Genomic DNA, 17,304 nt, shown 5'->3' with positions numbered 1-17,304 from the left:
GATTGTAGCCAGCACCTTGGTACTAACCCGAGTGCAAGGCACGCCACAGGCCGTGACGGAGTGCGCGGCTGCGGCCCGCGCCGGGGCTGCACGGTCGAGCTGCACCGCTACACTCGCCGCATGACCGTCCTTCGCACCCTCGCCCTGACCCTGGCCTGCACCCTGCCGCTGACCGTCGTCGCGCAATGGCAATGGATCGACAAGGACGGCCGTCGCGTGTTCAGCGACAAGGCCCCGCCCCCGGAAGTGCCGGCGGAGAAGATCCTGCGCAGCGCCGGCCCGCGCCCGGCAACCGCCGCCGCGGAACCGCAGGCCGCCGCCAGCGCCCCGACCGCCGCACCCAAGGCGGCTGGCAAGGACAAGGACCTCGAGGAGAAGCGCAAGCAGGCGCTGGCCCAGGAAGCCGACCAGAAGAAGGCCAAGGAGAAGGAACTGGCCGAAGCCCGCGCCGAGAACTGTTCGCGCGCGCGCCTGTCCAAGACCACCATGGAGTCGGGCGTGCGCCTGTCGCACGTCAACGCCAAGGGCGAGCGCGAGGTGATGGACGACACCACCCGCGCGGCGGAGCTGCGCCGGCTCGACGGCATCATCACGCGCGACTGCGTTCAGTAGCCCGGCTTGGCCCCGGGACGGCGGCCGGCAAACAGGCCGGCTGCACGGGCGCCCTGGCGCTTGAAGCGCTCGCGCCGCGCCACCTTCGGATCCACCAGCAGCGACCGGTAGACCTCGACCCGGTCGCCCTCCCGCAGCGCGTGGTCCACGTCCGCCTGGCGGCCCCACACCCCCACGCCGGCGCCTTCGGGCAGCCTGAGCCCGCAAGCCCGCAGCGCATCCGCCACGGTGGCTCCGTCCGGCAGCTGCAGCGACTGCTCCAGCACCTGGCGCGGCGCCGGCGAATGGGTGACGGTCACGAGCGGCATGCGTCAGCCATAGACCTGTTCTGCGCGCTTGACGAAAGCATCCACCAGGCTGCCCGCGATGCGGTCGAAGACGGGTCCGACCACGGCGGCCAGGGCGGCGTTGCGGAAGCTGTAGTTCAGGTCCAGGCCCACCCGGCAGGCTCGCTGCCCTTCGCCGCCCACGGGCGCGAAGGTCCAGCCACCGTCCAGGTTGGAGAAAGGACCATCGACCAGTCGCATCGACACCTTGCGGCCGGGATCGTGCTCGTTGCGGGTGATGAAACTCTGTCGGATGCCCGCGAACGCGATGCCGATCTCGGCCTTCATGCCGTGCGCGTCCTCCTCGAGAACGGCGGCGCGGTCGCACCACGGCAGGAACTTCGGATACTGGGCCACATCGGTGACCAGTCTGAACATCTCGTCCGCGCTGTACCAGATGAGGACGGAGCGATGGACGGTTTTCATACAGAATGCAGGGCTCGCGGGATTGTAGTGACGGCCTGCGCTCCCCATCTGTCAGCCCATGGCCCACAAACAAGACGGCACGACCCGCATCGCCGACAACAAGAAAGCTGCGTACAACTACTTCTTCGAGGAGCGCTTCGAGGCCGGCATGGTGCTGGAAGGCTGGGAAGTCAAGGCGCTGCGCGAGGGAAAGGTGCAGCTGACCGACGGCTACGTGGTCATCAAGAAGGGCGAGCTCTTCATCATCGGGTGCCAGATCAACCCGCTGAAGACCGCTTCCACCCACGTCAACCCCGACTCGATCCGCAGCCGCAAGCTGCTGATGCACAAGGACGAGATCCGCAGGCTGATCGGCAAGGTCGAGCAGAAGGGCTACACCCTGGTGCCGATCAACCTGCACTGGAAGGCCGGCAAGGTCAAGTGCGAAGTGGCTCTCGCCAAGGGCAAGGCTGAGCACGACAAGCGCGACACGATCAAGGACCGCGAAGGCAAGCGCGAGATCGAGCGCGCGATGAAGAGCCGGCAGCGCTGAGGCCCCGCGTTGCCTGGCGCCGGGAATAAACGCGGCCGCCGCGACGTTCATGGCTTGCAACCACCACCGGAGACTTCCATGCATCCCATGAAACGCTCGATCCTCACTGCCACCCTTGCACTCAGCCTGGGCGCCTGCGCCGCGATGTCCGGATCGGACCAGCCAGCCAAGGCCTCGGACGGCGTGCTGGTCGGCTCCAACGGCATGAGCCTGTACACCTTCGACCGCGACGTCGCCGGCAGCGGCAAGTCGGTCTGCAACGGCCCGTGCGCCACGAACTGGCCGCCGCTCATGGCGCAGGCCGGCGCCTCGGCTTCGGGCGACTGGTCGGTCGTGGCCCGCGACGACGGCAGCCGCCAGTGGGCGTACAAGGGCAAGCCGGTCTACTACTGGGCCAAGGACGCCAAGCCGGGCGATCGCACCGGCGACGGCTTCAACAACGTCTGGCATCTCGCCCGTCCCTGAGCTGCTGCCGCGGCCGCCGCTCGCCGCGGCGTGCCCCGGTGCCCGCCTCGCGTCATGCCGCTGCACACCGCCGACCTCGAAGCGCAGATCCCGCAGCTGCGCCGCTATGCGCGGGCGTTGACGGGCGACACGTGGGCGGCCGACGACCTGGTGCAGGACACGCTGGAGCGCGCCTGCGACCGGTGGCAGCTGTGGAAGGCGGGCAGCGACCTGCGTGCCTGGCTCTTCACGCTGATGCACAACCTGTTCGTCGACGGCGTGCGGCGCGCGGTGCGGCAGGCAGGCCAGCGAGTCGACATCGACGACGTGGCCCAGGAGCTGTCGGCCCCCGGCGGCATGCCCGACCAGGCGCTGGACCTGCAGCGCTGCCTCCTGCGCCTGCCCGAGGAGCAGCGCGAGGTGCTGCTCCTGGTCGCCCTGCAGGACCTGAGCTACCAGGAAGTCGCGACGATCACCGGCACCCCCATCGGCACCGTGATGTCCCGCCTGTCGCGGGCCCGCGCCCGCTTGCGCGAGCTGATGGAAGGCGCGACGACGCCGGCACCGGCGGCGGCCGTGGTACCGCTCGTGCGCATGAAATGAATCCGTGATGAAGCAAGATCCCACCCCTCGCCTCGACGAAGCCGCCCTGCACGCGCTGGTCGACGGTCGCCTGGGTTCTGCCGAACGTGAGGCATTGCAGGCGCGCCTGGCGGACTCGCCCGACGCGCAGCAGACCGTCGCCGCGTGGGAGCGGCAGCGCGAGCTGCTGCGGGTCCTGCACGCCGAGGTCCTGCGCGAGCCGCCCCCCACCCTGCTGGTCGAAGCGGCCCGCCAGCTCGGCGCCCGCCGCGCCCGCATCGATCGTTGGCAGCGTTGGGGCGGGATGGCCGCTTCCGTGCTGCTGGCCTTCGCGGTGGGCTGGATCGCACACGGGCAGTGGGCTTTGGCGGCATCGGGCCCGTTGCTGGCGAAGGCGCGACCGGCCGCCGAATTCGGGCGGCAGGCGGTCGTCGCACACGCGGTCTTCTCGCCCGAGGTGCGCCATCCGGTCGAGGTGACCGCCGCGCAGCAGGATCATCTCGTGCAGTGGCTGTCCAAGCGCCTGGGCCGGCCGCTCAAGGTGCCGGACCTCGGCGCCCAGGGCTACGAACTGGTGGGCGGCCGGCTGCTGGCCGCCGGCCAGGGGCCGCGCGCGCAGTTCATGTACCAGAACGCGCGTGCCGAACGCATCACGGTCTACGTCGGCGCGCTGGAGAACGCGCGCGAGGCCGGCGCCCGGGAAACGTCGTTCCGCTTCACCAGCGAGTCCGGCACCTCGAGCTTCTACTGGGTCGACCAGGGCTTCGGGTACGCGCTCGCCGGGCAGCTGGGCCGGGCCGAATTGCTGCCGCTGGCCGAGGCCGTGTACCGCCAGCTCTGACGCGGTGTCAGTCGAGCAGCCGCAGCGGGTGTGCGTGCGCCGGCCACGGGCTGCGGAAATAGGGCTCGACGAGCTCCGGCGTCACCTCCTCGATGGAGGCGGGGTTCCAGCGCGGCGCGTGGTCCTTGTCGACCGCCAGGGCCCGGATGCCTTCCACGGTCTCGCTCGCGGCGCCCGGCCGCAGGCGGAAGCAGTTGCGCACGAGATCGCGTTCCATCCGGAGGTCGTCCGCCAGGCCGAGGTTCCGTGCACGGCGCACCTGCTCCAGCGTGACGTGCAGCATCAGCGGGGAGCGCTTGCGCAGGGCCGCGGCAGTGTGCGCAGCCCATTCGGAGTCCCGCGATTCGAGCGCCTGGACCATCTGCCGCACGCCTGCCAGCGAGAACACCGCGTCGATGTCGGCGCGCGCGGCCGCGAGCCGAGACGGCATCGCCTCCTGCCGCGTCGGCAAGGCGGCCGCGCCGCGCTCGGCCAGCCGCTCCCACAGGGCGGGCAGGTCGGCGCTGGGCAAGTGCACGTCGGCCAGGCCGGCTTCCAGCGCCTCGGCCGCCCCGACCATTTCGCCGGTCAAGGCCAGGTACTCGCCGATGCGACCAGGGCAGCGGGAGAGGAAGTAGCCTCCCCCCACGTCCGGGAACAGGCCGATGTTGGTCTCCGGCATCGCCATCTTGGTGCGCTCGGTGACGACGCGGCATCGCGTGCCCTGCGAGATGCCCATCCCGCCGCCCATGACCACCCCGTCCATGAACGACACGGTCGGCTTCGGGTAGCGGTGCACCAGGTGGTTGAGCGTGTACTCCTCGGTGAAGAAGTCCTCCAGCTGCGGGTCGCCGGCAAACACGGCCTGGTGGAAGAAGCGGATGTCGCCGCCGGCGCAGAACGCGCCGAACGGCCCTTCCCTGCCCTGGCCGCGCAGGCACACGACTTCGACGCGCGGGTCGTCGCGCCAGGCGAGCAGGGCGGCCGTGAGCTCCCGGATCATGCCGAGCGACAACGCATTCAGCGCCTTGGGCCGGTTCAGCGTGATCCGCCCTGCCCTGCCGACGACCTCGGCCACCACCTCGCTCATTGCTCGATCTCCATCGTTTGCGTTCGGTCCGGTCGACACGACGTCGCGCCGCTCAGGCCCGCTGCCGCCATCCCACCAACTCGTTCATGACCAGCGCCCCGATCACCAGGGCGCCGCCGGCCAGCACGGTCTGCGTGGGCACTTCGTCGGCGCCCAACCAGGCCAGCAGGATGCCGAAGATCACCTCGAGCAGGGCCAGCAGGGCGACTTCGGGTGCTTTCAGCACACGCGCACAGACCACCGACAGCGCGCAGGGGATCGCCAGCTGCACCAGCCCGAGCAGGGCCAGCAGGCCGATGTCGTGCCAGGACGCGGCGAACGGCATGGCCAGCGGCAGCGTGGCCAGCGACGAGATCGCCGCCCCCACCAGCACCGAGGGCACCAGGTCCACGTTGCGACCGTGCGAGTGGGCCCGCTGGGAGACCGTCCAGTTGACGGCCGCGGCGAGCGGCACGCACAGTGCCACCAGCGTGCCGGTGAACTGGCCCCCCGAGACCTGGGCGCCGTACATGTAGCCGATCCCCGCCCCGGCCACGGCAATCGCCGCCCAGGTGCGGGCGGGAATCCGGTGCCCGATGAAGATGCGCGCGATCAGCGCGGTGAGGAACGGGCCCACTGCCATCGTCACCAGCACATTGGCCACGGTGGTGAGCGTCAGGGCCACCATGAAGGCGGTGAACATGACGCTCCAGCACAGGCCCGACAGCCACAGCGCCGCGCCACCGCGCCGCAGCTTGCCGTACACCGAGCCGCTCTGGAAGAACGGCAGGATGACCAGCAGCGACAGCACGGTGAAGAAGCTGCGCCAGAAGGTCACCTCGAAGCTGCGCGCCTGCTCCAGGTGCCGCGTGATCACGCCCGCGATCGACCACATCAGGGTCACCGCGACCATCAGAAGGACCGCCTTGCCGTGGCTCAGCTTCATGGGCTGGTCAGGCGGTTTCGCGGGAGGCGCGCTTGCGCTCGTGCTCCTTCAGGTGGCGCTTGCGCAGCCGCACGCTCTTGGGCGTGATCTCGACCAGCTCGTCGTCCTCGATGAACTCGACGCCGTACTCCAGCGTGAGCTCGATCGGCGGCGTGATCTTGATCGCATCTTCCTTGCCGGACACCCGGAAGTTGGTCAGCTGCTTGGTGCGGGTGGCGTTGACCACCAGGTCGTTGTCGCGGCTGTGGATCCCCACGATCATGCCCTCGTACACCGGATCGTTGGCCCGCACGAACATGCGGCCGCGATCGTCCAGCTTCCCCAGCGCATAGGTGAAGATCTCGCCGTCGTCCATCGAGATCAGCACGCCGTTCTTGCGGCCGCCGATCTCGCCACGGTAGGGCTCGTAGCGGTCGAAGATGTTGGAGATCAGGCCGGAGCCGCGGGTCAGGTTCAGGAACTCGTTGGAGAAGCCGATCAGGCCACGCGCCGGGATCCGGTACTCCAGCCGGGTGCGGCCACGGCCGTCCGACTCCATGTTCACCAGGTCGCCCTTGCGCTCGCCCAGGGCCTGCATCACGCCGCCCTGGTGCTGCTCCTCCACGTCGACCGTGACCAGCTCGATCGGCTCGTGCCGCACGCCGTCGATGTCCTTGAACACCACGCGCGGCTTGGACACCGCCAGTTCATAGCCTTCGCGTCGCATGTTCTCCAGCAGGATGGTCAGGTGCAGCTCGCCCCGGCCGGAGACCTCGAACACGCCTTCCTCGTCGGTCTCGCGCACGCGCAGGGCGACGTTGTGCTGCAGTTCCTTCTGCAGGCGGTCCCAGATCTGGCGGCTGGTCACGTACTTGCCTTCGCGGCCCGCCAGCGGGCTGGTGTTCACGCAGAAGTTCATGGTCAGCGTCGGCTCGTCGACCTTGAGCATGGGCAGCGGGGCCGGGTTCAGCGGATCGGTCACGGTCACGCCGATGCCGAGGTCCGCGATGCCGTTGACCAGCACGATGTCACCGGGGCCGGCCTCGGTCACCTGCACGCGTTCCAGGCCCTGGAAGGTCAGCACCTGGTTGATGCGCCCCTTGAAGGACTTGCCGTCCGGGCCTTCCATGACCAGCACGTCCATCGACGGGCGGATCGTGCCGGCATTGACGCGGCCCACGCCGATGCGGCCGACGAACGTGGAGAAGTCCAGCGCGGAGATCTGCAGCTGCAGCGGCGCGGCCGGGTCGCCGGCGTGCGCCGGCACGTGCTTCAGGATGGTGTCGAACAGGGCGGACATGTCCGGGCCCCACTGCTCGCCCGGCTCGCCTTCTTCCAGTGAGCTCCAGCCGTTGATGCCGGAGGCGTAGACCACCGGGAAGTCCAGCTGCTCGTCGGTCGCGCCGAGCTTGTCGAACAGGTCGAAGGCGGCGTTGACGACGTGGTCGGGACGGGCGCCCGGCTTGTCGACCTTGTTGACCACCAGGATCGGGCGCAGGCCGAGCGCCAGCGCCTTCTTGGTCACGAAGCGGGTCTGCGGCATCGGGCCTTCCTGGGCGTCGATCAGCAGCACGACGCCATCGACCATCGAGAGCGCGCGCTCCACCTCGCCGCCGAAGTCGGCGTGGCCGGGGGTGTCGACGATGTTGATGTGGGTGCCCTGCCAGCTCACCGCGCAGTTCTTGGCCAGGATGGTGATGCCGCGCTCGCGCTCGATGGCGTTGTTGTCCATCACGGTGTCGACCACCTTCTCGTGCTCGGCGAAGGTGCCCGACTGGCGCAGCAGCTGGTCGACCATGGTGGTCTTGCCGTGGTCGACGTGGGCGATGATGGCGATGTTGCGGATCTGTTTGGTGCTCATTCGGTAACTCCACCCTTGCGGGCTGCGTGGTGCGCCTCGGGAACGGCCCGGCGGCTCATGGGGCCGCGGCCGCCGTTCGCGGCTGCAGGATTTGCTGGATTTCGATGGGGCTCAGCAGACGCCCCGGAATCAGTTCGCCGGCCCGGACGTGGCCGGTGCCGAGCAAGGTCGATGCCGACCCGCCCGTCGACGGCCCGAACACGGCCACCGCCGGCTGGTCGGGCCAGGTGCCGCGGCGGCGCAGCCCGGACAGGAACCGGCCGGCATTGTCGGCGTCCAGCGTGACACGGGCGTGGCCGTCGAGCAGCGCTTCGGCTGGCAGCAGCTGGGCCAGGCGGTCGCCCTCCTCCATCTGCTCCAGCGCCTCGATGGTCGTGCACTGGCCCAGGCCGAACGGCCCGGTGGCGGTGCGCCGCAGGAAGGACAGGTGCGCGCCGCAGCCCAGCGCCTCACCGATGTCCTCGCCCAGGGTGCGGATGTAGGTTCCCTTGCTCACCCGGGCGGTGAAGCGGATCGCCGGACGGCCGGCATCGGTCACGGGCTCGAGCGAGAGCGCGTGCACGACCACGTCGCGCGGGTCGCGCTCGACGGTTTCGCCTGCGCGGGCATATTCGTACAACGCCTTGCCGTCCTTCTTCAGCGCGCTGTGCATCGGCGGCACCTGCCGCAGCGGGCCGGTGAACTGGCGCCGGATGTCCTCCAGCCGTTCCGGCGTCAGCGCCGGGATCGGCCGCTGCGCGATCACCGCGCCTTCGGCGTCGCCCGTCGCGGTCCGCACGCCCAGCACGGCCACGGCTTCGTAGGTCTTGTCGGCCTCGAGGTGGATCTGGCTGAACTTGGTGGCGGCGCCGAAGCACAACGGCAGCACGCCGGTGGCCAGCGGGTCGAGCGTTCCGGTGTGGCCGGCCTTCTCGGCCCTCAGGAGCCACTTGCACCTCTGCAGCGCATCGTTGCTCGACAGGCCCTTCGGCTTGTCGAGCAACAGGACGCCGTGCACCGGCCCCCGCACGATGCGGGTGCGGGTCGGGCGCACCTCGTCCCCGCGCTGCGTCGCTGCGCGGTGGCTACCCCCCAAGGGGGCCTTCGCACCTTGGGGCGGCCCTGCAGTGTTCACGCTACTGGTCGGAGTCTTTGGCGCGCGAGGCGACCGCGCGGGCGATCAGCGCGTTCATGTCGGCGGCACGCTCGGTGGTGCGGTCGAACTGGAAGTGCAGCGTCGGCACGGTGTGGATGTGCAGGCGCTTGAACAGGCCGTTGCGAAGGAACCCCGCGGCCTGGTTCAGCGCCTCCTGGGTCTCCTGGGGGTCGCCCACCAGGAGACTGAAGAACACCTTCGCATGCGCGTAGTCCGGCGTGACCTCCACGGCCTGGATCGTGACCATGCCCACCCGCGGGTCCTTCAACTCGCGGGCGATCAGCTCCGTCAGGTCGCGCTGGATCTGGTCCGCGACCTGGAAGCTGCGATTGGGCTTGGCGCTCTTCTTGGGCATGGCTGCGGCGCGCTCACAGGGTGCGCGCGACTTCCTTGATCTCGAAGAACTCCAGCTGGTCGCCTTCCTTGATGTCGTTGTAGTTCTTCAGCTTGATACCGCACTCGAAGCCTTCCTTGACTTCGCGCACGTCGTCCTTGATCCGCTTGAGCGACTCGAGCTCGCCGGTGTAGATGACCACGTTGTCGCGCAGCAGGCGGAAATGCGAGTTGCGCGTGACCTGGCCCGAGGTGACGTAGCAGCCCGCGACCGTGCCGATCTTGGAAGCCACGAACACGGTCCGGATCTCGGCCGAGCCGATGACTTCCTCGCGCTTTTCCGGTGCCAGCATGCCCGACATCGCCGCCTTCAGCTCATCCACGGCGTCGTAGATGATGTTGTAGTAGCGGATGTCGACGCCGTTGCCCTCGGCAAGCTTGCGCGCACCCGAATCGGCACGCACGTTGAAGCCCAGGATCAGCGCCTTGGAGGCGATCGCCAGGTTGACGTCGGACTCGCTGATGCCGCCCACGGCAGCATAGACCATCTGCACCTTGACCTCGTCGGTCGAGAGCTTGAGCAGCGACTGCGACAGCGCTTCCTGCGAACCCTGCACGTCGGCCTTGACGATGATCGGCAGCGTCTTCACCTCGCCGGCGGTCATGTCCGAGAACATGTTCTCCAGCTTGGCGGCCTGCTGCTTGGCCAGCTTCGTGTTGCGGAACTTGCCCGCACGGTAGGTCGCGATCTCGCGCGCACGGCGCTCGTCGGTCATCACCATGAACTCGTCGCCCGCCTGCGGCACTTCGGTCAGACCCTGGATCTCGACCGGGATCGAGGGACCGGCCGACTTGATGGTCTTGCCGTTCTCGTCGAGCATGGCGCGCACGCGGCCGTAGGTCTGGCCGGCCAGCACCACGTCGCCCACCTTGAGCGTGCCCGACTGCACCAGCACCGTGGCCACGGGGCCGCGGCCCTTGTCCAGCTGGGCTTCGATGACCAGGCCCTTGGCGGCGGCGTCCACCGGTGCCTTCAGCTCCAGCACCTCGGCCTGCAGCAGCACCTGCTCGAGCAGGTCGTCCACGCCCTGGCCGGTGAGGGCCGAGACGTTGACGAACGGCGACTCGCCGCCGTACTCCTCGGGCACCACTTCCTCCACCACGAGCTCCTGCTTGACGCGGTCCGGGTTGGCGCTGGGCTTGTCGATCTTGTTGACCGCCACCACGATCGGGACGCCGGCCGCCTTGGCATGCTTCACCGCTTCGCGGGTCTGCGGCATGACGCCGTCGTCCGCGGCCACCACCAGGATGACGATGTCGGTGGCCTGCGCACCGCGCGCCCGCATGGCGGTGAACGCCTCGTGGCCCGGGGTGTCCAGGAACGAGATGACGCCGCGCGGGGTCTCGACGTGGTACGCACCGATGTGCTGCGTGATGCCGCCGGCTTCGCCCGCGGCCACCTTGGCGCGGCGGATGTAGTCCAGCAGAGAGGTCTTGCCGTGGTCGACGTGGCCCATGACGGTGACCACCGGGGCACGCGGCAGCGCCTCGGCGTTCGCCTGGGACACCTCCTCCTCGGTGAACGCCTCCGGGTCGTCCAGTTCCGCGGTCACGGCCTTGTGGCCCATTTCCTCGACCACGATCATGGCCGTGTCCTGGTCCAGCGGCTGGTTGATGGTGACCATCTGGCCCATCTTCATCAGCGCCTTGATCACTTCGGACGCCTTGACGGCCATCTTGTGCGCGAGCTCGGCCACCGTGATGGTCTCCGGCACGTGCACTTCGATGACGCGCTGCTCCACGGCCTGCATCGGCGCGTTGTCGCGGTGGTCCCGGTCGTTGCCGCGACGGCCACGCGGACCACCGCGCCAGTTGTTGCGGCCGACGCCGCCCGAGGCGTCGCCACGGGTCGGGATGGCCTTCTTCTTGGACGGATCGGCAGCCCAGCTGGAGGACAGCTTGGCGGACTTGACTTCCTTGCCACTGCCGGGTGCGGCAGGCGCGGCCGCGCCGGGCGCGGGGCGGCCGGTGACGGCCGGCTTGTGCAGCGTGCCCTTGGCGGCCGGCTTGGCGGCATCGCCCGGCTTGGCGACCGGCTTGGCCTCTTCCGGCTTCTTGGCCACCAGCACCTTCTTGGGCTGGGCCATCATGGCGCGGATGGCCTCGGCTTCGGCCAAGGCCTTGCGGCGGCGCTCTTCCAGGTCACGCGCACGGGCGGCTTCCTCGTCGGCGCGGGCCTTGGATTCGGCTTCCGCCTTGGCGCGGGCTTCCGCGGCGGCGGCATTGCGTGCAGCGGCGGCAGCGGCGGCTTCCGCGCTGGCCTCGGCCTGCGCCTGCGACATCGCGGCCTTCTTGGCCTCTTCGTTGGCGGCGTAGGCGGCGGCGCGCTCCTCGGCCTCGCGCTCGCGGCGCTCCTGCTCCTCGCGGACGCGGCGCTTCTCCGCCAGGTCTTCCTCCTGGCGGCGGATCAGTTCGGCCTGGCGGCGCGCCTCTTCCTCGCGGCGAGCCAGTTCGGCGTCCTCCACGCGCGGCGCAGCCGGCTGCGCATCGCGCAGTTGCGGCTCGGGCGCTTCGACCACGGCGGTGTCGCCGCCTTCGTCGCGCTTGACGAAGGTGCGCTTCTTGCGCACCTCGACCTGGATGGTGCGGGCCTTGCCGCTGGCATCGGCCTGCTTGATCTCGCTGGTGGACTTCTTCACCAGCGTGATCTTCTTGCGCTCGGCCGAAGCAGTGCCATGGCTGGCCTGCAGGTAGCCCAGCAGCTTCTGCTTGTCCGCCTCGGACAGCGCATCGGACGGGGCGCTCTTGGCAACGCCCGCGCTGCGCAATTGCTCAAGCAGCGTGTCGGGGGATTTCTTGAGTTCGCTGGCGAACTCGGCGACGGTGGTACTCGACATAGGTTCTGGTTCCCTCCATCACGTCACGCTTGCGCCGCCGCACCGGTGAACCAGTGCTCGCGCGCCTTCATGATCAGGGCTTTGGCCTCGTCCGCAGACTGGCCGGTGATCTCGGTCAATTCATCGACGGCCAGGTCGGCCAGCTCGTCGCGGGTGTGCACGCCGGCATCGGCCAGCTTGCCGATCAGCGCAGGCGACAGGCTGTCGAGGTCGCGCAGGTCCTGCGAGACTTCCTCGACGCTCTCTTCGCGCGCGATCTCCATGGTCAGCAGCGCATCCTTGGCACGGGTGCGCAGTTCGTTGACGGTGTCCTCGTCGAACGACTCGATGTCCAGCATCTCCTGGAGCGGCACGTACGCCACTTCTTCCAGGCTGGTGAAGCCTTCGGAGATCAGGATGTCGGCGATCTCCTCGTCGACATCGAGCTTCTCCATGAACAGCGAGCGCAGGCCGCTCTGCTCCTCGGCCTGCTTCTGGGCCGACTCGTTCGCGTCCATGATGTTGATCTTCCAGCCGGTGAGCTCGGACGCGAGCCGCACGTTCTGGCCGCCGCGGCCGATCGCGATGGCGAGGTTCTCCTCGTCGACCACCACGTCCATGGCGTGCTTTTCCTCGTCGACGACGATGGAGCTGACGTTGGCGGGCGCCAGGGCGCCGATCACGAACTGGGCGGGGTCCTCGGACCACAGCACGATGTCCACGCGCTCGCCGGCCAGCTCGTTGGTCACGGCGTTGACACGGGTGCCGCGCACGCCCACGCAGGTGCCGATCGGGTCGACCCGCTTGTCGTGCGACAGCACGGCGATCTTGGCGCGCGAACCGGGGTCGCGGGCGCAGCTCTTGATCTCCAGCAGGCCCTGCTCGATCTCGGGCACCTCCTGGCGGAACAGCTCGATCATGAACTCCGGTGCCGCGCGCGACAGGATGATGGGTGCCCCGCGCAGGGTCAGGTCCACCTCCATGATCATGGCGCGGACGCGGTCGCCGTTGCGCAGGTTCTCCTTGGGGATCATCTCGCCGCGGCGCAGCCGGCCTTCGACGCGGCCGCTCTCGACGATGATGTCGCCCTTGTCCATGCGCTTGACGGTGCCCACGAAGATCTTGTCGCCGCGCGACATGAAGTCGTTGAGCAGCATCTCGCGCTCGGCGTCGCGGATCTTCTGCAGGATCACCTGCTTGGCCGCCATGGCGCCAATGCGCCCGATGGGCAGCGATTCGACTGGTTCCTCGATGTGGTCGCCCGGCTCGACGTCCGACACACGCTCCTGGGCGTCCATCAGCATCTCCTCGGCGTCCGGGTTCTGCAGGCCCTGCTCGTCAGGCACGACCAGCCAGCGACGGAACGTCTCGTAGTCGCCGCTGTCGCGATCGATCGCCACGCGGATGTCCACCTCGCCCTCGTAGAGCTTCTTGGTGGCCTGGGCCAGCGCGGACTCGACCGCACCGAACACCACGTCGCGCTCGACGTTCTTCTCGCGCGAGATCGCCTCGACCAGCATCAACAATTCGCGATTCATCACGTCTCTCCTGTCTGCCTGGGCTTCCTGCCCTTGAAATCCACCACCGGCGCGAGGCGCGCCTCCTTCAATTCGTCCAGCGAGAAGCCGATCGCCTGCAAGGGCGCCGGCTCCCGCTTGCGACTGACCTTCTGCCCGGGCTTGGGCTCCGGCGCGTCGCTCCAGACCAGCTGCCAGCTGCCGGACTCGGCGCGCGAGAGCTGACCGCGGAACTTCTTTCGGTTGGCCGAGACCTGGCCCGCGCCCGCGGCGCCCACCGGCGCCTTCAGCGTGATGTCCACCAGCTCGCCGGCGAACCGCTCGAAGTCGCGCTCGTTGCGCAACGGCCGGTCCAGCCCCGGCGACGACACCTCCAGCCGCTTGTAGTCGACGCCTTCGACCTCCAGCGCGTACTGCAGCTGACGCGTGACCTTCTCGCAATCCTCGACGTTGACGAACTGCTCCTGTCCCGGCGCCCAGGGCAGGTCGATGGTGACGCGCAGCAGCCCGCCGGCGGAGCGTTCGATCTCCACCAGCTCATAGCCGAGGCCGGTCACGGTCTGTTGGACAAGGTCCTGCAGCGCCAAGTTGTTCGTGTCTTCCGAGTGATTTCCACGGAACCAAAAAAAACGGGCGGTGAGTACCCGCCCGTTTGGTCGTGAAGCAAAGATTGTACCGCGCGCCGGGCACCAGCGCAACTCTCCGGCGCCGGATCAGCCTGGGTCGCCGTGTCCCGAGCGCATGAGCTTGATGCCGGAACGCATTCGCTTGTCGGCCAGGCGTTGCCGACGCGAAGCAGCTGTGGGCCGCGTCGGCTTTCTCAAGTGCGGCGGCTCGGCGACGCTGTCCACCAGCGCCTGCAGCCGATCCCAGGCCTCCGCGCGGTTCATGTCCTGGCTGCGGTGCGACTGGGCCTTGATGACGAGCACGCCGGCCCGGGTGATCCGCCGATCCTGCAGAGCCAGCAGGCGGGCCTTGTGCTCGGCCGGCAGCGACGAGGCGCGGATGTCGTAGCGCAGATGAACGGCACTGGAGACCTTGTTGACGTTCTGCCCGCCAGCGCCCTGCGCCCGCACCGCGGTGACTTCCACCTCTTCCGGCGGGATGCTCGTCGGACGCGGATGGAGCCCCACCTCACGCCGCCGCGGCGACCAGCGCCCGGGTGTAATCGTGCGACGGCTGGCCCAGCACCCGCTCGACGGGGCCGGACTCCAGGACCTCGCCATCCTTCATCACGAGCACGTCGTGCGCCATCGCACGGATCACGTCCACGTCGTGCGTGATGAGCAGGTAGGCCAGGCCCTTCTCGCGCTGCAGCCGCTGCAGCAGGCCGAGCACCTGCTTCTGGATGGTCACGTCGAGCGCGCTGGTCGGCTCATCCAGCACCAGCAGTTGCGGACCGACGATGAGCGCCCGCGCGATGGCCAGACGCTGGCGCTGCCCGCCGGAGAACTCGTGCGGGTAGCGCTCGAGCAGGCCCGGGAACTGGGCCTCGGTGAGCCCGACGTCATCGAGCGCGGCGAGCACGCGTTCTCGACGGCCGGTCGGTGGCAGCGCGGGCTCGTGGACCAGCAGGCCCTCGCCCACGATCTCCTCGACCGTCATCCGCGGCGAGAGCGACGAGAACGGATCCTGGAACACCACCTGCACCTGCCGACGGATCGCGCGGTTGGCCGCGACGGACGGTCCCCAGGCGCGGTCCACCACCGCCAGCTCGCCGCGATGCGGCAACAGGCCCAGGGCCGCCAGCGCGAGCGTCGACTTGCCCGAGCCCGACTCACCCACCACGCCCAGCGTGCGCCGGGCCGGGATCCGGAAGTCGGCGCCTTTCACGGCGACGAACTCGCCACGGCGGAACCAGCCACGCACCCCTGGAACCGCCACCGGGTAGGCGACCTGCAGAGCGCTTGCCTGCATCACGGCGGGACCGGCCGGGCCCTCCTCCAGTTCGCGCGTCGGGCGGCTGTCGATCAGCCTGCGGGTGTAGGGGTGCCGCGGTTGCGCGAAGACCGCCCCGACCTCGCCCGCCTCGACCAGGTGGCCGTTCTCCATCACCGCGACCCGGTCGGCGAACCGCCGCACCAGGTTCAGGTCGTGGGTGATCAGCAGCACGGCCATGCCGGTCTGCCGTTGCAGGTCGGCCAGCAGGTCCAGGATCTGGACCCGGAGCGTGACGTCCAGGGCGGTGGTGGGTTCGTCGGCGAGCAGCAGGCGCGGCCGGCAGGCCAGTGCCATCGCGATCATGGCGCGCTGGCGCTGCCCGCCCGAGAGCTGGTGCGGGAACGCGCGCGCCCGGCGGGCCGGCTCGGGGATGCCGGTCGCGGCCAGGGCCTGCACCGCCGCTTCCCACGCCTGCCGCCGGCTGAGGGACTGCTTGAGCTCCAGCACCTCGGCCACCTGGTCGCCGACCGGATAGAGCGGGTTCAGCGCCGTCATCGGCTCCTGGAAGATCATCGCGATGTCGTCGCCCCGCACCCCGAGCAGTTGCCGCTCGGACAGCGCCAGCAGGTCGGTCGGACCCGCCGCCTGGCCCGCGTCGGCCAGCAGCGCAGAGCCCGAGACCTGCGCGTTCTGCACCAGGCCGAGCAGAGCCAGCGCCGTGACGGTCTTGCCCGAGCCCGACTCGCCGACCAGCGCGAGCTTCTCGCCTGCGTGCAACTGGAAGTCGACGCCGTGCACCACCTCCTTGGCCCCGAAGGCAATGCGCAAGCCCCGCACGTCGAGCAGCGGTGCGGCGTTCATGCGGCTGCCTTGCGCGGGTCGAGGGCGTCCCGCAACGCGTCGCCCATGAAGGTCAGGAGCAGCAGCGTCAGCACCAGCACGCCGAAGGTCGACAGCGAGATCCACCAGGCGTCGAGGTTGGCCTTGCCCTGGCTCAGCAGCTCTCCGAGCGACGGGGTCCCGGGCGGCACGCCCAGGCCGAGGAAATCGAGCGAGGTCAGCGCCAGGATCGCCGCGCTCATGCGGAACGGCAGGAACGTCACCACGGGGGTCATGCTGTTGGGCAGGATGTGCCGCCACATGATGCGGCCGTTGCCGACGCCCAGTGCCCGGGCCGCGCGCACGTAGTCCATCTGCCGGTTGCGCAGGAATTCGGCGCGGACGTAGTCGGACAGGCCCATCCAGCCGAACAGGGAGAGCAGGATCAGCAGCAGGGACACGCTGGGCGCGAACACCGCCGAGAAGATGATCAGCAGGTACAGCTCCGGCATCGAGCCCCAGATCTCGATGAAGCGCTGGAAGGCCAGGTCGGTGCGGCCGCCGAAGTAGCCCTGGACGGCCCCCGTCAGCACCCCCAGCACCACGCCGATGGCGGTGAGCGCCAGGCCGAACAGCACGCTCACGCGGAAGCCGTAGATCAGCTGCGCCAGCAGGTCCCGCCCGCGGTCGTCGGTGCCGAACACGTTCTCGGCCGAGGGCGCGGCCGGGTTCGGCTGGCCAGCGAAGTAGTTGAGGGTCCTGGGGCCGTAGCGGTTGACCGGGTAGATCGCCCAGTTGCCGCCCTCCCCCAGCCTGCGCTGGATGAAGGGGTCGAGGTAGTCGGTGGGCGTGGCGAAGTCGCCGCCGAAGGTGGTCTCGGGATAGTCCCGCCACAACGGAACGTAGAGATTCCCTTCGTAGCGGACCAGAAGTGGCTTGTCGTTCGAGAGCACCTCGGCGAACAGGCTTAGGACCACCAACGCGGAGAACAGCACCAGGCTGAAGAACCCCAGCCGGTTGCGCCGGAAACGTTCCCAGGCGCGCCGTCCGGGCGAGGCGGACACCCGGGCCCTTGGCGCGGGCGCGCCACCATCGCGCAGCTCCTGCCCCGGCGGCGGCACGCCGGGTGGCAGGCGGCCGGCCGCT

The 17,304-nt window shown here is 69.4% G+C and carries 18 protein-coding genes; 5 read left to right on the top strand and 13 right to left on the bottom strand.

Going from position 1 to position 17,304, the window contains the following annotated elements; all coding sequences use genetic code 11:
- Positions 1-120: 120 nt before the first annotated feature.
- Positions 121-612: a DUF4124 domain-containing protein gene (locus VFE82_RS09030; RefSeq protein ID WP_324999969.1), complete on the top strand. Its 492-nt coding sequence runs from the start codon at positions 121-123 to the stop codon at positions 610-612.
- On the opposite strand, the gene VFE82_RS09025 is transcribed toward VFE82_RS09030, so the two are convergent.
- Together VFE82_RS09025 and VFE82_RS09020 are read right to left on the bottom strand one after the other, a co-directional pair.
- A complete protein-coding gene (locus VFE82_RS09025; RefSeq protein ID WP_324999968.1) occupies positions 606-920 on the bottom strand; it encodes an RnfH family protein in 315 nt (104 codons plus the stop codon). The two genes, VFE82_RS09030 and VFE82_RS09025, sit on opposite strands and share 7 nt — an antisense overlap.
- Positions 921-923: 3 nt before the next feature.
- Positions 924-1,364: a type II toxin-antitoxin system RatA family toxin gene (locus VFE82_RS09020; RefSeq protein WP_324999967.1), complete on the bottom strand. Its 441-nt coding sequence runs from the start codon at positions 1,362-1,364 to the stop codon at positions 924-926.
- A gap of 58 nt (positions 1,365-1,422) precedes the next feature.
- On the opposite strand from VFE82_RS09020, the gene smpB reads away from it, so the two are divergent.
- The 4 genes from smpB to VFE82_RS09000 all read left to right on the top strand — a co-directional run bounded on the left by smpB (position 1,423) and on the right by VFE82_RS09000 (position 3,763).
- Positions 1,423-1,896: an SsrA-binding protein SmpB gene (gene smpB, locus VFE82_RS09015; RefSeq protein ID WP_324999966.1), complete on the top strand. Its 474-nt coding sequence runs from the start codon at positions 1,423-1,425 to the stop codon at positions 1,894-1,896.
- Positions 1,897-1,983: 87 nt separating this feature from the next.
- Positions 1,984-2,361, top strand: coding sequence for a hypothetical protein (locus VFE82_RS09010; protein ID WP_324999965.1), 378 nt, complete (start codon positions 1,984-1,986; stop codon positions 2,359-2,361).
- 54 nt (positions 2,362-2,415) lie between these two features.
- Positions 2,416-2,943, top strand: a complete 528-nt coding sequence (locus tag VFE82_RS09005) for a sigma-70 family RNA polymerase sigma factor (protein ID WP_324999964.1) — start codon at positions 2,416-2,418, stop codon at positions 2,941-2,943.
- Between the two features lie 7 nt (positions 2,944-2,950).
- Entirely contained in the window at positions 2,951-3,763 is an 813-nt protein-coding gene (locus tag VFE82_RS09000) for an anti-sigma factor (RefSeq protein WP_324999963.1), read from the top strand.
- Positions 3,764-3,770: 7 nt separating this feature from the next.
- Here the strand turns inward: VFE82_RS09000 and VFE82_RS08995 are convergent, their stop codons facing one another.
- The 11 genes from VFE82_RS08995 to VFE82_RS08945 form a co-directional block, all read right to left on the bottom strand.
- Positions 3,771-4,832 (bottom strand): enoyl-CoA hydratase/isomerase family protein, encoded by a 1,062-nt coding sequence (locus VFE82_RS08995; protein WP_324999962.1) that lies wholly within the window; start codon positions 4,830-4,832, stop codon positions 3,771-3,773.
- A gap of 52 nt (positions 4,833-4,884) precedes the next feature.
- Positions 4,885-5,757 (bottom strand): DMT family transporter, encoded by an 873-nt coding sequence (locus VFE82_RS08990; RefSeq protein WP_324999961.1) that lies wholly within the window; start codon positions 5,755-5,757, stop codon positions 4,885-4,887.
- A 7-nt stretch (positions 5,758-5,764) separates the two neighbouring features.
- A complete protein-coding gene (gene typA / locus VFE82_RS08985) occupies positions 5,765-7,597 on the bottom strand; it encodes a translational GTPase TypA (RefSeq protein ID WP_324999960.1) in 1,833 nt (610 codons plus the stop codon).
- 55 nt (positions 7,598-7,652) lie between these two features.
- The gene (gene truB / locus VFE82_RS08980; RefSeq protein ID WP_325000077.1) at positions 7,653-8,630 is read right to left on the bottom strand and encodes a tRNA pseudouridine(55) synthase TruB; all 978 of its coding nucleotides are present in this window, start codon (positions 8,628-8,630) and stop codon (positions 7,653-7,655) included.
- 82 nt (positions 8,631-8,712) lie between these two features.
- Entirely contained in the window at positions 8,713-9,087 is a 375-nt protein-coding gene (gene rbfA, locus VFE82_RS08975) for a 30S ribosome-binding factor RbfA (protein WP_324999959.1), read from the bottom strand.
- A gap of 13 nt (positions 9,088-9,100) precedes the next feature.
- Entirely contained in the window at positions 9,101-11,962 is a 2,862-nt protein-coding gene (infB, locus tag VFE82_RS08970) for a translation initiation factor IF-2 (RefSeq protein WP_324999958.1), read from the bottom strand.
- 23 nt (positions 11,963-11,985) lie between these two features.
- Positions 11,986-13,479, bottom strand: coding sequence for a transcription termination factor NusA (gene nusA / locus VFE82_RS08965; protein WP_324999957.1), 1,494 nt, complete (start codon positions 13,477-13,479; stop codon positions 11,986-11,988).
- Entirely contained in the window at positions 13,479-14,045 is a 567-nt protein-coding gene (gene rimP, locus VFE82_RS08960) for a ribosome maturation factor RimP (protein ID WP_324999956.1), read from the bottom strand. Before rimP ends, nusA begins: the two co-directional genes overlap by 1 nt.
- A 126-nt stretch (positions 14,046-14,171) precedes the next feature.
- Positions 14,172-14,591 carry an alternative ribosome rescue aminoacyl-tRNA hydrolase ArfB gene (gene arfB / locus VFE82_RS08955; RefSeq protein WP_324999955.1) on the bottom strand — a complete coding sequence of 140 codons (420 nt, stop codon included), beginning with the start codon at positions 14,589-14,591 and terminating at the stop codon, positions 14,172-14,174.
- A 1-nt stretch (position 14,592) separates the two neighbouring features.
- The gene (locus VFE82_RS08950; RefSeq protein ID WP_324999954.1) at positions 14,593-16,200 is read right to left on the bottom strand and encodes a dipeptide ABC transporter ATP-binding protein; all 1,608 of its coding nucleotides are present in this window, start codon (positions 16,198-16,200) and stop codon (positions 14,593-14,595) included.
- Positions 16,197-17,258, bottom strand: a complete 1,062-nt coding sequence (locus tag VFE82_RS08945; RefSeq protein WP_325000076.1) for an ABC transporter permease — start codon at positions 17,256-17,258, stop codon at positions 16,197-16,199. Before VFE82_RS08945 ends, VFE82_RS08950 begins: the two co-directional genes overlap by 4 nt.
- Between the last annotated feature and the right edge of the window lie 46 nt (positions 17,259-17,304).

Source organism: Ramlibacter sp. (assembly GCF_035655895.1).
Lineage (GTDB): Bacteria > Pseudomonadota > Gammaproteobacteria > Burkholderiales > Burkholderiaceae_C > Ramlibacter.
This window is presented reverse-complemented; position numbering and strand designations above follow the sequence as displayed.

Bases quoted from the DNA above. Each gene is read 5' to 3' on its own strand.
- VFE82_RS09030 (WP_324999969.1), top strand. From the start codon at position 121: ATGACCGTCCTTCGCACCCTCGCCCTGACCCTGGCCTGCACCCTGCCG.
- VFE82_RS09025 (WP_324999968.1), bottom strand. From the start codon at position 920: ATGCCGCTCGTGACCGTCACCCATTCGCCGGCGCCGCGCCAGGTGCTG.
- VFE82_RS09020 (WP_324999967.1), bottom strand. From the start codon at position 1,364: ATGAAAACCGTCCATCGCTCCGTCCTCATCTGGTACAGCGCGGACGAG.
- smpB (WP_324999966.1), top strand. From the start codon at position 1,423: ATGGCCCACAAACAAGACGGCACGACCCGCATCGCCGACAACAAGAAA.
- VFE82_RS09010 (WP_324999965.1), top strand. From the start codon at position 1,984: ATGAAACGCTCGATCCTCACTGCCACCCTTGCACTCAGCCTGGGCGCC.
- VFE82_RS09005 (WP_324999964.1), top strand. From the start codon at position 2,416: ATGCCGCTGCACACCGCCGACCTCGAAGCGCAGATCCCGCAGCTGCGC.
- VFE82_RS09000 (WP_324999963.1), top strand. From the start codon at position 2,951: ATGAAGCAAGATCCCACCCCTCGCCTCGACGAAGCCGCCCTGCACGCG.
- VFE82_RS08995 (WP_324999962.1), bottom strand. From the start codon at position 4,832: ATGAGCGAGGTGGTGGCCGAGGTCGTCGGCAGGGCAGGGCGGATCACG.
- VFE82_RS08990 (WP_324999961.1), bottom strand. From the start codon at position 5,757: ATGAAGCTGAGCCACGGCAAGGCGGTCCTTCTGATGGTCGCGGTGACC.
- typA (WP_324999960.1), bottom strand. From the start codon at position 7,597: ATGAGCACCAAACAGATCCGCAACATCGCCATCATCGCCCACGTCGAC.
- rbfA (WP_324999959.1), bottom strand. From the start codon at position 9,087: ATGCCCAAGAAGAGCGCCAAGCCCAATCGCAGCTTCCAGGTCGCGGAC.
- infB (WP_324999958.1), bottom strand. From the start codon at position 11,962: ATGTCGAGTACCACCGTCGCCGAGTTCGCCAGCGAACTCAAGAAATCC.
- nusA (WP_324999957.1), bottom strand. From the start codon at position 13,479: ATGAATCGCGAATTGTTGATGCTGGTCGAGGCGATCTCGCGCGAGAAG.
- VFE82_RS08950 (WP_324999954.1), bottom strand. From the start codon at position 16,200: ATGAACGCCGCACCGCTGCTCGACGTGCGGGGCTTGCGCATTGCCTTC.